This window comes from Escherichia sp. HH41S (assembly GCF_009820115.1).
GTDB classification, from domain to species: Bacteria; Pseudomonadota; Gammaproteobacteria; order Enterobacterales; family Enterobacteriaceae; genus Escherichia; species Escherichia coli_F.
This window is the reverse complement of the sequence record NZ_VNXE01000016.1, coordinates 1-14,369: the sequence shown is the minus strand read 5'-3', so window position 1 is coordinate 14,369 and position 14,369 is coordinate 1. Positions and strand designations below refer to the sequence as shown.

8 protein-coding genes and 1 pseudogene are annotated in these 14,369 nt (G+C 49.9%); 3 read left to right on the top strand and 6 right to left on the bottom strand.

What is annotated here, in order from left to right; genetic code table 11:
- Nucleotides 1–56 precede the first annotated feature (56 nt).
- Entirely contained in the window at nucleotides 57–3,740 is a 3,684-nt protein-coding gene (gene metH / locus FQZ95_RS04475; protein WP_088541562.1) for a methionine synthase, read from the bottom strand.
- A 199-nt stretch (nucleotides 3,741–3,939) separates the two neighbouring features.
- Here metH and iclR point away from each other — a divergent pair, with 199 nt between their 5' ends.
- Both iclR and FQZ95_RS04465 read left to right on the top strand, forming a co-directional pair.
- Nucleotides 3,940–4,764 (top strand): glyoxylate bypass operon transcriptional repressor IclR, encoded by an 825-nt coding sequence (gene iclR / locus FQZ95_RS04470; RefSeq protein ID WP_000226403.1) that lies wholly within the window; start codon nucleotides 3,940–3,942, stop codon nucleotides 4,762–4,764.
- Nucleotides 4,765–5,079: 315 nt separating this feature from the next.
- Nucleotides 5,080–7,256: pseudogene (locus tag FQZ95_RS04465) on the top strand (ShET2/EspL2 family type III secretion system effector toxin).
- Here the strand turns inward: FQZ95_RS04465 and aceK are convergent.
- From aceK to metA, 4 genes are all read right to left on the bottom strand, one after another.
- A complete protein-coding gene (gene aceK, locus FQZ95_RS04460) occupies nucleotides 7,225–8,961 on the bottom strand; it encodes a bifunctional isocitrate dehydrogenase kinase/phosphatase (protein WP_088541565.1) in 1,737 nt (578 codons plus the stop codon). The pseudogene FQZ95_RS04465 and the gene aceK sit on opposite strands and share 32 nt — an antisense overlap.
- Before the next feature lie 84 nt (nucleotides 8,962–9,045).
- Nucleotides 9,046–10,350, bottom strand: coding sequence for an isocitrate lyase (gene aceA / locus FQZ95_RS04455; RefSeq protein WP_000857856.1), 1,305 nt, complete (start codon nucleotides 10,348–10,350; stop codon nucleotides 9,046–9,048).
- A gap of 29 nt (nucleotides 10,351–10,379) precedes the next feature.
- Nucleotides 10,380–11,981, bottom strand: a complete 1,602-nt coding sequence (aceB, locus tag FQZ95_RS04450) for a malate synthase A (RefSeq protein WP_000138924.1) — start codon at nucleotides 11,979–11,981, stop codon at nucleotides 10,380–10,382.
- Nucleotides 11,982–12,249: 268 nt separating this feature from the next.
- Nucleotides 12,250–13,179, bottom strand: coding sequence for a homoserine O-acetyltransferase MetA (gene metA, locus FQZ95_RS04445; RefSeq protein WP_001122781.1), 930 nt, complete (start codon nucleotides 13,177–13,179; stop codon nucleotides 12,250–12,252).
- A 156-nt stretch (nucleotides 13,180–13,335) separates the two neighbouring features.
- On the opposite strand from metA, the gene FQZ95_RS04440 reads away from it, so the two are divergent.
- A complete protein-coding gene (locus tag FQZ95_RS04440; RefSeq protein WP_000236983.1) occupies nucleotides 13,336–13,779 on the top strand; it encodes an acetyltransferase in 444 nt (147 codons plus the stop codon).
- A 62-nt stretch (nucleotides 13,780–13,841) separates the two neighbouring features.
- Here the strand turns inward: FQZ95_RS04440 and FQZ95_RS04435 are convergent, their stop codons facing one another.
- Nucleotides 13,842–14,225 (bottom strand): YjaA family stress response protein, encoded by a 384-nt coding sequence (locus FQZ95_RS04435; protein ID WP_001353546.1) that lies wholly within the window; start codon nucleotides 14,223–14,225, stop codon nucleotides 13,842–13,844.
- Between the last annotated feature and the right edge of the window lie 144 nt (nucleotides 14,226–14,369).

Below are 14,369 nucleotides of genomic sequence, written 5' to 3'. Positions count from 1 at the left end.
ACAGGGCACTCATTGAGCGCCCTGTTTGTTGTAAGGAAAAGTGACAGATTTGTGAATCAGTCCGCGTCATACCCCAGATTCGGTGCCAGCCAGCGTTCAACATCTGAGACGCTCATACCTTTACGGCGGGCATAGTCTTCGACCTGATCGCGCTGAATTTGCGCCACCGCGTAGTACTTGCTGTCCGGGTGGCTGAAGTACCAACCCGAAACCGATGCACCGGGCCACATGGCGAAAGATTCTGTAAGTTTCATGCCGGTATGTTTTTCCACTTCCAGCAACTCCCAGATGGTGGCTTTTTCCGTATGTTCCGGGCAGGCCGGGTAGCCTGGTGCCGGGCGGATTCCCTGATAGTTTTCGCGGATCAGCTCTTCGTTGCTGAGGTTCTCGTTCGGCGCATAGCCCCAGTAGACTTTACGCACACGCTCATGGAGATACTCCGCAAACGCTTCGGCTAAACGGTCGGCAAGCGCTTTCACCATGATTTTGTTGTAATCATCGTGCTGTGCTTCAAAGGCATCAGCCAGTGCGTCCTCTTCCAGTCCGCCAGTCACGGCAAATGCGCCGATGTAATCTGCTTTACCAGAAAGCTTCGGCGCAACGAAGTCAGCGAGACAGTAGTTAGCGAAGCCCGTTTTTTCGGTCTGTTGACGCAGATGGTGGCTGACGTTGATCACATGGGTACGCGTTTCGTCACGGTAGATTTCAATGTCATCGCCCACACGGTTTGCCGGGAACAGGCCCACCACGCCACGTGGATTCAGCGTTTTTTCGGCGCTTAATTTATCCAGCATGTCATTGGCGTCTTTAAACAGGCGCTTCGCCTCTTCACCCACCACTTCATCTTCCAGAATGCGCGGATACTTCCCGGCCAGTGACCAGGTCATAAAGAACGGCGTCCAGTCGATGTAATTACGCAGCGTTTCGATGCTGGCTTCCACTTCCTGCACGCCGAGACGGTGCGCCACCGGCGGCGTATAAGCCTGCCAGTCAAAAGCGAAATCGTTATCGCGCGCCGCTTCCAGCGTGACCGGTGGAGTGCGCGGTTTCTTGCGCCCGTGTTGAATACGTACGGTTTCGTACTCTTTACGGGTACGAGCGACAAAATCATCACGCTGAGTGTCAGAAAGCAGCGCCGCCACCACACCAACGGTGCGTGAGGCGTTCTGCACATACACCGTCGGGCCACTGTAGTTTTGCTCGATTTTCACCGCCGTGTGCGCTTTAGAGGTGGTCGCGCCGCCGATCAGTAACGGAATGGTGAAACCCTGACGCTCCATCTCTTTCGCCACGTTAACCATTTCATCCAGCGACGGCGTGATAAGCCCCGAAAGGCCAATCAAATCAGCATTCACTTCTTTGGCGGTGCGGAGAATTTTTTCCGCCGGCACCATAACGCCGAGATCAACAATTTCGTAGTTGTTACATTGCAGCACCACGCCAACGATATTTTTACCGATGTCGTGGACGTCACCCTTCACTGTAGCGATCACCATCTTGCCATTAGTTTTGCCCTGCTCTTTGCTGGCTTCTATGAATGGTTCGAGGTAAGCCACCGCCTGCTTCATCACACGCGCCGATTTGACCACCTGCGGCAGGAACATTTTGCCTTCGCCAAACAGATCGCCGACCACGTTCATGCCGTCCATCAACGGGCCTTCAATCACTTCAATCGGGCGCGTAGCCTGCTGGCGGGCTTCTTCGGTATCCTGCTCGATAAACTCGGTAATGCCTTTGACCAACGAGTATTCCAGACGTTTATTCACTTCCCACGAGCGCCACTCCGCCTGCTGGGCGTTAGCGGTGTCGTCGGTTTTGCTGCCGCGATATTTCTCGGCAAGCTCCAGTAAACGCTCGGTGCCATCGTCGCGACGATTAAGAATCACATCTTCCACCGCGTCGCGCAGTTCAGCGGGTAGGTCGTCGTAAATCGCCAGTTGCCCGGCGTTGACGATCCCCATATCCATGCCATTGCGAATAGCGTAGTAGAGGAACACCGCGTGAATGGCTTCGCGCACCGGATCGTTGCCACGGAATGAGAACGAAACGTTAGAAACGCCGCCGGAAATCAGCGCGTGCGGCAGTTCACGTTTGATGTCTTCACACGCGCCGATAAAGTCCTGCGCGTAGTTGTTGTGCTCTTCAATGCCAGTTGCGACCGCGAAGATGTTCGGGTCAAAGATGATATCTTCTGGCGGGAAGCCAACCTCTTCGGTGAGGATTTTGTACGCCCGACGGCAAATCTCGATTTTCCGTGCGCGGGTATCGGCCTGGCCCTGTTCGTCAAAGGCCATCACCACGACTGCCGCACCGTAGCGACGCAACAGTTTCGCGTGATGGATAAAGGCGTCGACGCCCTCTTTCATCGAGATAGAGTTAACAATCCCTTTGCCCTGGATACACTTCAGACCTTTTTCAATGACCTCCCATTTTGAGGAGTCGATCATAATCGGCACGCGAGCGATATCCGGTTCACCGGCAATCAGATTGAGAAAACGCACCATCGCCGCTTCGGCGTCGAGCATCCCTTCATCCATGTTGATATCGATAATCTGCGCACCGTTTTCCACCTGCTGACGCGCCACATCCAGCGCCTCGCTGTATTTCTCTTCTTTGATCAGGCGCTTGAACTTAGCGGAACCGGTGACGTTGGTGCGTTCACCCACGTTCACAAACAGGCTGTCGTCGCCAATGTTCAGCGGCTCCAGGCCGGACAAACGACAGGCTACGGGGATTTCCGGCAGTTTGCGCGGCGCTAATCCTTCTACTGCACGACTCATCGCTGCAATATGTTGTGGCGTGGTGCCGCAGCAGCCGCCGACGATATTGAGAAAGCCCGCTTGCGCCCATTCACGTATCTGTTTTGCCATCGTGTCGGCGTCGAGATCGTACTCACCAAAGGCGTTGGGTAGCCCGGCGTTCGGGTGCGCGGTAACGTAGCATTCCGCAATCCGTGACAATTCCTGTACGTACTGGCGCAGTTCATCGGGCCCCAGCGCACAGTTCAGGCCAAAGGTTAGCGCTTCGGCGTGGCGCAATGAGTTGTAAAATGCTTCAGTAGTCTGCCCGGAGAGCGTGCGCCCGGAGGCGTCGGTGATGGTGCCGGAGATCATAATCGGCAGCTCAACGCCCAACGCTTCGAACTCCGTTTTCACCGCAAAGACCGCCGCTTTGGCGTTAAGGGTGTCGAAAACGGTTTCAATCAGAATCAGATCCGCGCCGCCTTCCACCAGCGCTTTGGTGGATTCACGATAGGCCGCCACCAGCTGGTCAAAAGTGATGTTGCGGAATGCAGGATCGTTCACGTCCGGAGAAATAGACGCCGTGCGGTTGGTTGGGCCGAGAACACCGGCAACGTAGCGCGGTTTCTCCGGCGTGCGCGCGGTCCACTCGTCAGCACAAGCGCGAGCCAGTTTCGCCGCCGCAAAGTTGATTTCCGCCGACAGGGATTCCATCTGGTAATCCGCCATCGCAATGGTCGTGGAGTTGAAGGTGTTGGTTTCGATGATATCCGCACCCGCTTCAAAGTAGGCGTTGTGGATAGCGGCGATCACTTCCGGTTTGCTGAGCACCAGTAGGTCGTTGTTGCCTTTGAGATCGCATGGCCAGTCGGCAAAGCGTTCACCACGAAAATCGGCTTCGTTCAGTCGATAGCTCTGGATCATAGTGCCCATACCGCCGTCCAGCACCAGAATACGTTCATTTAACTGCGCACGCAGTTGTTCCACTTTGCTGCTCACACTTGCTCCCGACACGCTCAACCCAGATTTAATAAAAATTCAACAAACCATACTGGCATAAACGCATCTGTGGTAAAAGCGACCACCACGCAACATGAGATTTGTTCAACATTAACTCATCGGATCAGTTCAGCAACTATTGCATTAACTAACAATAAAAATGAAAATGATTTCCACGATACAGAAAAAGGAGACTGTCATGGTCGCACCCATTCCCGCGAAACGCGGCAGAAAACCCGCCGTTGCCACCGCACCAGCGACTGGGCAGGTTCAGTCTTTAACGCGTGGTCTGAAATTACTGGAGTGGATTGCCGAATCCAATGGCAGTGTGGCACTCACGGAACTGGCGCAACAAGCCGGGTTACCCAATTCCACAACCCACCGCCTGCTAACCACGATGCAACAGCAGGGTTTCGTGCGTCAAGTCGGCGAACTGGGACACTGGGCAATCGGCGCACATGCCTTTATGGTCGGCAGCAGCTTTCTCCAGAGCCGTAATTTGTTAGCCATTGTTCACCCTATCCTGCGCAATCTAATGGAAGAGTCTGGCGAAACGGTAAATATGGCGGTGCTTGATCAAAGCGATCACGAAGCGATTATTATCGACCAGGTACAGTGTACGCACCTGATGCGTATGTCCGCCCCTATTGGCGGTAAATTACCGATGCACGCTTCCGGTGCGGGTAAAGCCTTTTTAGCCCAGTTAAGTGAAGAGCAGGTGACGAAGTTACTGCATCGCAAAGGGTTACATGCCTATACCCACGCAACACTGGTGTCTCCTGTACATTTAAAAGAAGATCTCGCCCAAACGCGAAAACGGGGTTATTCATTTGACGATGAGGAACATGCGCTGGGGCTGCGTTGCCTCGCAGCGTGTATTTTCGACGAGCACCGCGAACCATTTGCGGCAATTTCGATTTCCGGACCGATTTCACGTATTACCGATGATCGCGTAACCGAGTTTGGTGCGATGGTGATTAAAGCTGCGAAGGAAGTGACGCTGGCGTACGGTGGAATGCGCTGACTTTTTCTGGCGGGTAGAGGTAATATTCTGCCCGTCATACCTGAGTAGCAATAGAATAAGGGTATCTGTTAATCGCATTGACGCAAAAATAACTTAATATCATACACTTCACACACTTTTATTAACTCAGCATTATTTTTAAACATCAAACCACTTAATTATTAACAAAATCGCAAGAACTCATTGCGCCGAAACTTTTGCGGTTTCATTATGAGATTGAGCGATTTATGATATTTCTTTACTTGTAATCATATTAAATTTTTCACTGTTCTGATAGTTAAAATTCCAGACATCAATAAACAATGAGATATTTAAATGATTACTCGTATTCCTCGCAATTCTTTCTCTTTAAATATTAATAATGCAGCCCAGACAAATGAACACCAAAACCTGAGTGAATTGTTTTATAAAGAACTCGAGAATAAATTTTCTGGCAAGGAGCTGGGGACACCTCTATTAAAAAGCTTCTCAGAAAACTGTAGACAAAACGGCCGTCATATCTTTAGCAATAAGGATTTTGTCATTAAATTTTCCACGTCTGTCTTACAGACTGATAAAAAAGAAATTACGATAATTAATAAAAATGAAAACACGACACTCACTCAAACCATTGCTCCAATATTTGAAGAATACCTAATGGAAATTTTACCTCAACGCTTAGACACTCTTGATAAACAAGAATTAAACCTAACCTCAGATAGAAAAGAAAAAGAATTTCCAAGAGTTAAACTTAATGGTCAATGTTATTTCCCGGGGCGCCACCAAAACCGTATAGTATGCCGACACATTGCTGCACAATATATTAATGATATTTATCAGAATGTTGATTACAAACCCCATCAAGATGATTATTCTTCAGCTGAAAATTTTCTCGCTCACTTCAACAAAAAATGCAAAAACCAGACTTTGGCGTTAATTTCCAGCCGTCCTGAGGGGCGTTGTGTTGCTGCCTGCGGTGATTTCGGTCTAGTTATGAAGGCATATTTTGACAAGATGGTATCAGTGTTATGGCAGCCATATTATTGGTGGATAACCATGCTTTGACGGCCCGGCTAAGAATAAAAAATACAACTGAAGGATGTACCCATTACGTGGTTTCAGTTTATGATCCTAATGTAACTAACGATAAAATAAGAATCATGAGCGAAAGTAAAGAGGATATTAAACACTATTCTCTGATGGATTTTATGAATGTAGATTATAGCCTCCTGAAATGGTCAAATGATCATGTTATTAACCAATCTGTTGCAATAATTCCAGCACTTCCGAAAGAACAGCTATTGATGTTAAAAGGATCTGTGGATGAAATAACCCCTCCATTATCACCTGCAACGATGAATTTGCTCATGGCAATTGGTCAGAATCACAAACTTACGCAGCTGATGATTCAGCTCCAGAAAATGCCAGAACTACATAGAACAGAAATGTTGACTGCCTATAATAGTATTAACCTGCCAGGTTTATATTTGGCTATAAATTATGGTAATGCGGATATCGTTGAGACTATTTTCAATTCACTGTCAGCTCCTGGATATGAAGGATTACTCTCGAAAAAAAACCTCATTAATATTGTGGAGGCAAAAGATAAAAATGGTTGTTCTGGATTATTTTTAGCGATATCACGTAAGGATAAAAATGTCGTAACCTCGATTCTGAACGCCTTACCTAAACTTGCTGCTACACATCATTTAGATAACGAACAGGTGTATAAAATCCTGAGTGCCAAAAGTAGATCGTCCAGCCATATTTTATACTATGTTATGGCGAATGGTGATGCCGACATGCTGAAAGTTTTTTTGGATGCATTACCTTTGTTAATTCGCACATGTCATTTGACTAAAGAGCAGGTACTCGATCTCCTGAAGGCAAAGGATTTTTATGGTTACCCGGGGCTATACCTGGCGATGCAAAATGGGCATAGCGATATTGTGAGAGTTATACTCGAAGCATTGCCCTGTCTGGCCCAGGAAATTAACATTTCCGCTTCTGATATTGTAGATCTTCTGACCGCCAAAAATCTTGCGCGCGACACGGGTTTGTTTATAGCCATGCAGCGCGGACATATGAACGTTATTAAGACTATTTTTAACGCATTACCCACTCTATTTAATACGTTTAAATTCGATAAAAAAAATATGAAGACCCTCCTCCTGGCACATAATTCTAATGAATATCCCGGTTTGTTTTCAGCGATACAGCATAAACAACAAAAAGTTGTAGAGACGGTTTATCTTGCTTTATCTGACCATGCACGCCTTTTTGGATTTACCGCTGAAGATATTATGGATTTTTGGCAACATAAAGCGCCACAAAAATACTCTGCCTTTGAGTTGGCTTTTGAATTGGGTCACCGGGTTATTGCTGAATTAATCCTTAATACGTTAAATAAGATGGCTGAAAGCTATGGCTTTACGGATAACCCTCGATACATCGCGGAGAAAAATAAGATGGAAGCTTTACTCAAAAAAGCATCTCCCCATACCGTACGCTAAATCTTTGCCTGCGCCGATACGCATAAACATCTTCCACATGTCCTTCACGAATGCGGTTTTGTAGTGCGCGCCAGTAATCAGCGCGGAACAGGTCGGCGTGCATCTCTTCAAACAGCGGACCAATGCGCGGATCGGCGCAAAGCCAGTGGCGGAATTCTTCCGGGAAAACATCGCCCGGCGAGACGCTGTACCACGGTTCGCTGGCAAGTTCGTCCTCCGGGTAGCGCGACGGTGGGATGTCGCGGAAGTTTACTTCCGTCATGTAGCAAATTTCATCGTAATCATAAAACACCACGCGCCCGTGACGGGTGACACCGAAGTTTTTAAACAGCATGTCGCCGGGGAAGATGTTGGCGGCAGCAAGCTGGCGAATGGCGTTGCCGTATTCTTCAATGGCGTCGCGCAACTGCTGACCTTCCACTTGTTCCAGCCAGATATTGAGCGGCACCATCCGCCGCTCAATATAAAGATGGCGAATCACAATTTGTTCGCCGAGATCGGTGATTTTTTCCGCTGCTTCCTGGAGCAGTAATGCCATTAATGCCGGGGAAATATGCCGCTTCTCCAGCACAAAGTTTTCAAACTCCTGGGTGTCCGCCATTCGACCCACGCGATCGTGCTCTTTAACCAGTTGATAGCAGGCACGAACGTGAGCGGCAGACATCTCTTTCTGCGGCGCGAACTTGTCTTTGATGACTTTGAATACCCGATCAAAACCCGGCAGCGTAAACACCAACATCACCATGCCACGAATACCCGGCGCTTCAATGAACTGCTCATTACAGCCCTGTAGATAAACGAGATATTCGCGGTAGCTTTCGGTTTTGGCGTGTTTCTGGCAACCGATAGCCATATACAATTCTGCGGTCGTTTTGCCCGGCAGAATTTCCCGTAGCCACTCAACCAGCGCTGCGGGCAGCGGCGCATAAACCATAAAATAAGAACGCGCAAAGCCAAAAACAATGCTCGCTTCGGCGGTCGTCGTCAGGCAGGTATCAATAAATAACTCGCCGTCGTCCGTCTGATGGATCGGCAGCAAAAATGGCAATGTGCCGAAAGGCGTGATCAGTTTGCCCACCAGCCAGGCGGCTTTATTGCGATAAAACAGTTCGTTCGCCACCTGTAAATGGCTTTCCGCGAGGTTGTCTGTCCCCAACATTTCTGTCAGATGGCGAATGATGTAATGAATGTCACGGCTTTTATTTTGCCAGCGCAGACGCAGCGGCAGATCGCTGATAACGCGCATTAGCAGAGATTCCCAGCCGTGATCGGGGTGAAAGTCTTTCGCCAGCGGGCGGGGAATGGTACGAAAACGGCGCTCTGGCTGGGAGCTAAAGATAAAAAGCCGCTCGGGAGTAAGCGAGCGGTGGTCAAATAACCGACAGTACACGGAGTTAAAAAAGCTCTCCGCAATCTCGAAACGCGGGTAGTCCGGCAACAGCCGGGTGTAATGCTCTTTAACGCGCAGTAAAAATGCCGCGTCCGTGCTTTGGCCGTTGGTAATGCAGCGCAGTTGCTCCACCACCAGACCCACGTGATGATCGTAAAGATGGATACGGTTTTTCATCGCCTGCTGGACAGCGTGCCAGTCGGCTTGTTCGAAACGCTGCTGCGCCCCGGAAGTCACTTCGAGGAATCGACCATACTGAGCGTCGAAGCCTTGCAAAATGGTTTGTGCAATCAGTAATTCCAGGCCACGCGGCATTTAGCGCCCTCATCAAGAGCAAAGAATTGCCGGATGCGGCGTGAACGCCTTATCCGGCCTGCAGTCAGCAACGGTTGTTGTTGCTTAGAACTGCGATTCTTCGGTGGAGCCGGTCAGCGCGGTAACTGACGACGTACCGCCCTGAATAATGGTCGTCACTTTATCAAAGTAACCTGTACCCACTTCCTGCTGGTGAGATACGAAGGTATAGCCATCTTTCGCGGCGGCAAATTCCGGCTGCTGCACTTTCTCAACGTAGTGCTTCATACCCTCGCCCTGGGCATAGGCGTTTGCCAGGTCGAACATGTTGAACCACATGCTGTGGATGCCTGCCAGGGTGATGAACTGGAACTTGTAGCCCATATCCGACAGCTGCTGCTGGAAGCTGGCAATAGTTTTGTCGTCGAGGTTTTTCTGCCAGTTGAACGACGGCGAGCAGTTATAAGCCAGCAGTTTGCCCGGATATTTCGCGTGGATAGCTTGTGCAAAGCGACGCGCCAGTTCCAGATCCGGCGTGGAGGTTTCACACCATACCAGGTCAGCATATGGCGCATACGCCAGGCCACGGCTGATCGCTTGCTCAATGCCCGCATGAGTACGGAAGAAGCCTTCACTGGTACGCTCGCCGGTAATAAATTCGCTGTCATACGGGTCGCAATCGGAGGTGATCAGATCCGCCGCATCGGCATCGGTACGAGCAACCAGCAGGGTTGGAACGCCCGTCACGTCAGCTGCCAGACGCGCCGCGACCAGTTTCTGAATAGCTTCCTGAGTTGGCACTAAAACTTTGCCGCCCATGTGACCGCATTTCTTCACTGACGCCAGCTGATCTTCGAAGTGAACTGCCGCTGCACCGGCTTCAATCATCGCTTTCATCAGTTCAAAGGCATTCAGGACACCGCCAAAACCGGCTTCCGCATCGGCAACGATCGGCAGGAAGTAATCGACATAGCGCGGATCGCCCGGCTCAATGCCCGCGGACCATTGGATCTGATCCGCACGGCGGAAGGTGTTGTTGATCCGCTCCACCACGGCTGGCACCGAGTTTGCCGGATAGAGCGACTGATCCGGATACATGCTGGCCGCCAGGTTAGCGTCCGCGGCTACCTGCCATCCCGACAGATAGACTGCTTCAATACCCGCTTTCGCCTGTTGCAGCGCCTGACCGCCAGTCAGTGCACCGAGGCTGTTGATGTAGCCTTTTTTCGACTCGCCATGCAGCAGACGCCACATTTTCGCCGCACCCAGTTGTGCCAGCGTGCATTCAGGATTGACTGAACCGCGTAATTTCACCACATCTTCCGCACTGTACGGGCGAGTAATGCCTTCCCAACGCGGTTGAGTCCACTCTTTCTGTAATTCTTCAATTTGTTGTGTACGGGTTTTCATGTGCAGATGCTCCATAGTTATGTGGTGGTTTACGCTAACAGGCGGTAGCCTGGCAGGGTCAGGAAATCAATTAACTCATCGGAAGTGGTGATCTGTTCCATCAAGCGTGCGGCATCGTCAAAACGCCCCTGGGAGAAACGTTCTTCGCCCAGTTCGCTGGCAATGACTTTCATCTCTTCGCCCAGCATCTGGCGGAACAAGGCTTTGGTCACCGGTTTGCCATTACTCAACGTTTTTTGGTGATGGATCCACTGCCAGATGGAGGTACGGGAAATTTCAGCCGTCGCCGCATCTTCCATCAGGCCATAAATCGGCACACAGCCGTTGCCAGAGATCCACGCTTCGATGTACTGCACAGCCACGCGAATGTTGGCGCGCATACCTTCTTCGGTGCGTTCACCATCACAAGGTGCCAGTAGCTGATCGGCAGTAATCGGCGCGTCTTGTTCGCGCATCACTTCAAGCTGATTTTTACGGGAGCCGAGAATGTCGTTGAATACCGCCATTGCCGTATCCGCAAGACCTGGGTGAGCGATCCATGTGCCATCGTGACCGTTATTGGCTTCCAGCGATTTATCCGCTTTTACTTTGTTGAGCACCTGGTTATTGCGCTCTTCATCTTTGCTCGGAATAAACGCTGCCATGCCGCCCATCGCAAATGCGCCGCGTTTATGGCAGGTTTTGATTAACAGGCGTGAATAGGCATTAAGGAACGGTTTATCCATCGTCACAGCCTGTCTGTCTGGCAGGACGCGATCGGGATAGTTTTTCAACGTTTTGATATAGCTGAAGATGTAATCCCAACGACCGCAGTTCAGACCAACAATATGGTCACGCAGCGCGTGAAGGATTTCATCCATCTGGAACACGGCGGGCAGCGTTTCAATCAGCAACGTCGCCTTGATGGTGCCGCGCGCCAGATTAAAGCGATCTTCTGCATAGCTGAAGACTTCGCTCCACCAGGCCGCTTCCTGCCAGGACTGGGTTTTTGGCAGATAGAAATAGGGGCCACTGCCTTTTGCCAGTAAGGCCTGGTAGTTGTGAAAGAAGTAGAGCGCAAAATCAAACAGGCTGCCAGGGATTGCCTCACCACGCCAGGTGACATGTTTTTCCGGCAAGTGCAGACCGCGTACCCGACAAATCAACACCGCTGGATTGGGCTTGAGCTGGTAAATTTTGCCTGCTTCATTGGTGTAACTGATGGTGCCATTAACTGCATCGCGCAGGTTAATTTGCCCATCGATCACTTTGTTCCAGTCCGGGGCCAGTGAATCCTCAAAATCGGCCATAAAGACTTTCACATTGGCGTTGAGCGCGTTGATCACCATCTTGCGCTCTACGGGTCCGGTAATCTCTACCCGACGATCTTCTAAGTCCGCAGGAATACCACGAATTTTCCAGTCAACATCACGAATGGAAGCTGTTTCCGAAATAAAATCAGGCAATGTTCCGTTATCGATATCCTGCTGCTGCTGAATGCGCGCTGCCAGAAGTTTATTGCGTTGTGGCGTAAAATGCGTCACCAGCTCAGTCAGAAACTCTACCGCTTCGGCAGTAAGAATTTGCTTCTCCTGCTCGCCATACGGCCTTGTGAAAACCAGTTCATCGGTTGTTGTTGCCTGTTCAGTCATCGTGCTGCTCCTCGTCATGGATCCGAAAACTTCCCCACTGTGAACGAAGGATCGTTGTGTGCTTTTCGTTCAGCACAACTAAGACTACTCATTTAAAATGCAAAATCAAAAACAATTTCCATTTTAAATAAAAATACATGTTAACCTATTGATAACAATATGAATAAAATTTATTCACCTCTTGAGGTGTGTTTCGGAAATAAAAAAGGCACCCGAAGGTGCCTGAGGTAAGGTGCTGAATCGCTTAACGATCGACTATCATAGAAGATTAATCCAACGTTGGATTCATGTGCCGTAGATCGTATGGCGTGATCTGGTAGACGTAATAGTTGAGCCAGTTGGTAAACAGCAAATTACCGTGACTACGCCAGCTCGCTCGCGGTGTATTTTGCGGATCATTATGCGGGAAATAGTTATACGGTACATCCGGGTCTAGTCCGGCTTCCACATCGCGGAAAAATTCCTGCGCCAGCGTATGTGCGTCGTATTCCGGATGCCCCGTCACAAAGGCAATGCGCTTATCTTTGCTGGCAAACAGATATGCATCCCCTTCTTCTGTCTCCGCCAGAATTTCCAGATCGGTATAATCACGAATCAACGCTGCCGGAAAGTCAGCATAGCGCGAATGCGGTGCCAGGAATGAATCATCAAAGCCACGCGTCAGAAGCGCATGAGGATGGAGAATATGATGCTCGTAAACGCCAGATAGTTTGTCGGTGCGGGTTTGCTTAGGAATGCCGTAGAGGATATTGAGCGCGGCCTGGACCGCCCAACAGACAAACAGCGTCGAGGTGACGTGATCTTTCGACCACTCCAGCACCTGTTTGATCTGCGGCCAGTAAGCGACATCATTAAACTCCACCAGGCCCAGCGGCGCGCCGGTAACTATCAGACCGTCAAAGTTTTGTTCCTGAATATCTTCAAAGTTACAGTAGAAGTTATTCAGATGCTCTGCGGGCGTGTTGCGCGATTCACGGGAATCGATGCGCAACAGCTGAATATCGACCTGCAAAGGTGAGTTTGAAAGCAGGCGCAGAAACTGATTTTCAGTTTCGATCTTCTTCGGCATCAGGTTAAGGATAAGCACCTTTAGCGGACGAATTTCCTGACCAGACGCGCGAGAAGTTGTCATCACAAAGACGTTTTCTTCACGCAAGAAATTGACGGCGGGTAGCTCGTCCGGCACACGAATCGGCATAACCTGATTACCTCACTACATACGCTTATACGTTTAGACATCCAGATAGCTGAAGATAACCAGAAAATTTGCCAATGTCGAGCCTGCATGTTGAAGGTGAGAAAGTTTCAAGGAAAAGGCTACGTTAGAATATAAGAATGACGAAAAGGAGAGAAAATGGTTATTAGTATTCGCCGCTCACGGCATGAGGAAGGGGAAGAACTGGTTGCGATTTGGTGCCGTTCTGTAGATGCCACTCACGATTTTTTATCAGCAGAGTATCGGGCCGAGCTGGAAGAGCTGGTGCGTTCCTTCCTGCCGGAAGCGCCGTTGTGGGTCGCGGTTAATGAGCGGGATCGGCCGGTTGGGTTTATGTTGTTAAGTGGGCAGCATATGGATGCGCTGTTTATCGATCCTGATGTGCGCGGCTGCGGCGTGGGTCGGATGCTGGTGGAACATGCGCTCTCGATGGCACCGGAACTGACAACCAATGTTAATGAGCAAAATGCCCGGGCGGTAGGGTTCTATAAGAAGTTGGGATTTAAGGTTACGGGACGCTCTGAGGTGGACGATTTGGGGAAACCGTATCCGTTGCTGAATCTGGCGTATGTGGAGGCGTAGGCATTTTTTTCTCATCCCGGTGAGCTGAACTTCAGGTTTCGTACCCACCAATGGTGACATGATTATTTCTGCTTAAGCATTGCCATGACCGCACTATCACTGAGCACCACTGATTGCGCATGGATGTGGAAATGGCGATATTTCATTAACGTTGCACCAGCGACCACTTCATGAAGAATGCGTTCCTCAACCTGTGACAAACCGCCCTCATTCATTTCCAGCGCGCTCACAACAATATCCATACGTTTTGCTGGCAAAAAAGAGTACCAGGGTGAACGTGGGTGGAGTTGCAAAACAAGATCTTGCAGAACTTTTTCTGCAACAAAGAAATTGGCGATTAACAGGCGCTGGTTACTGAAGGCAGCCTCTCCTGACACTTCACGTTTGCTTTCAAGATCGCGAACAGTAATTTGATTACGACGAATTTGGATATACAGAACTGACATGAGATTCCCTTCATCATGCAAATAATTGATATGCAAAAAACCCCGGCCTTATGGACCGGGGTTTTTCTAATTTGATGCCTGGCAGTTCCCTACTCTCGCATGGGGAGACCCCACACTACCATCGGCGCTACGGCGTTTCACTTC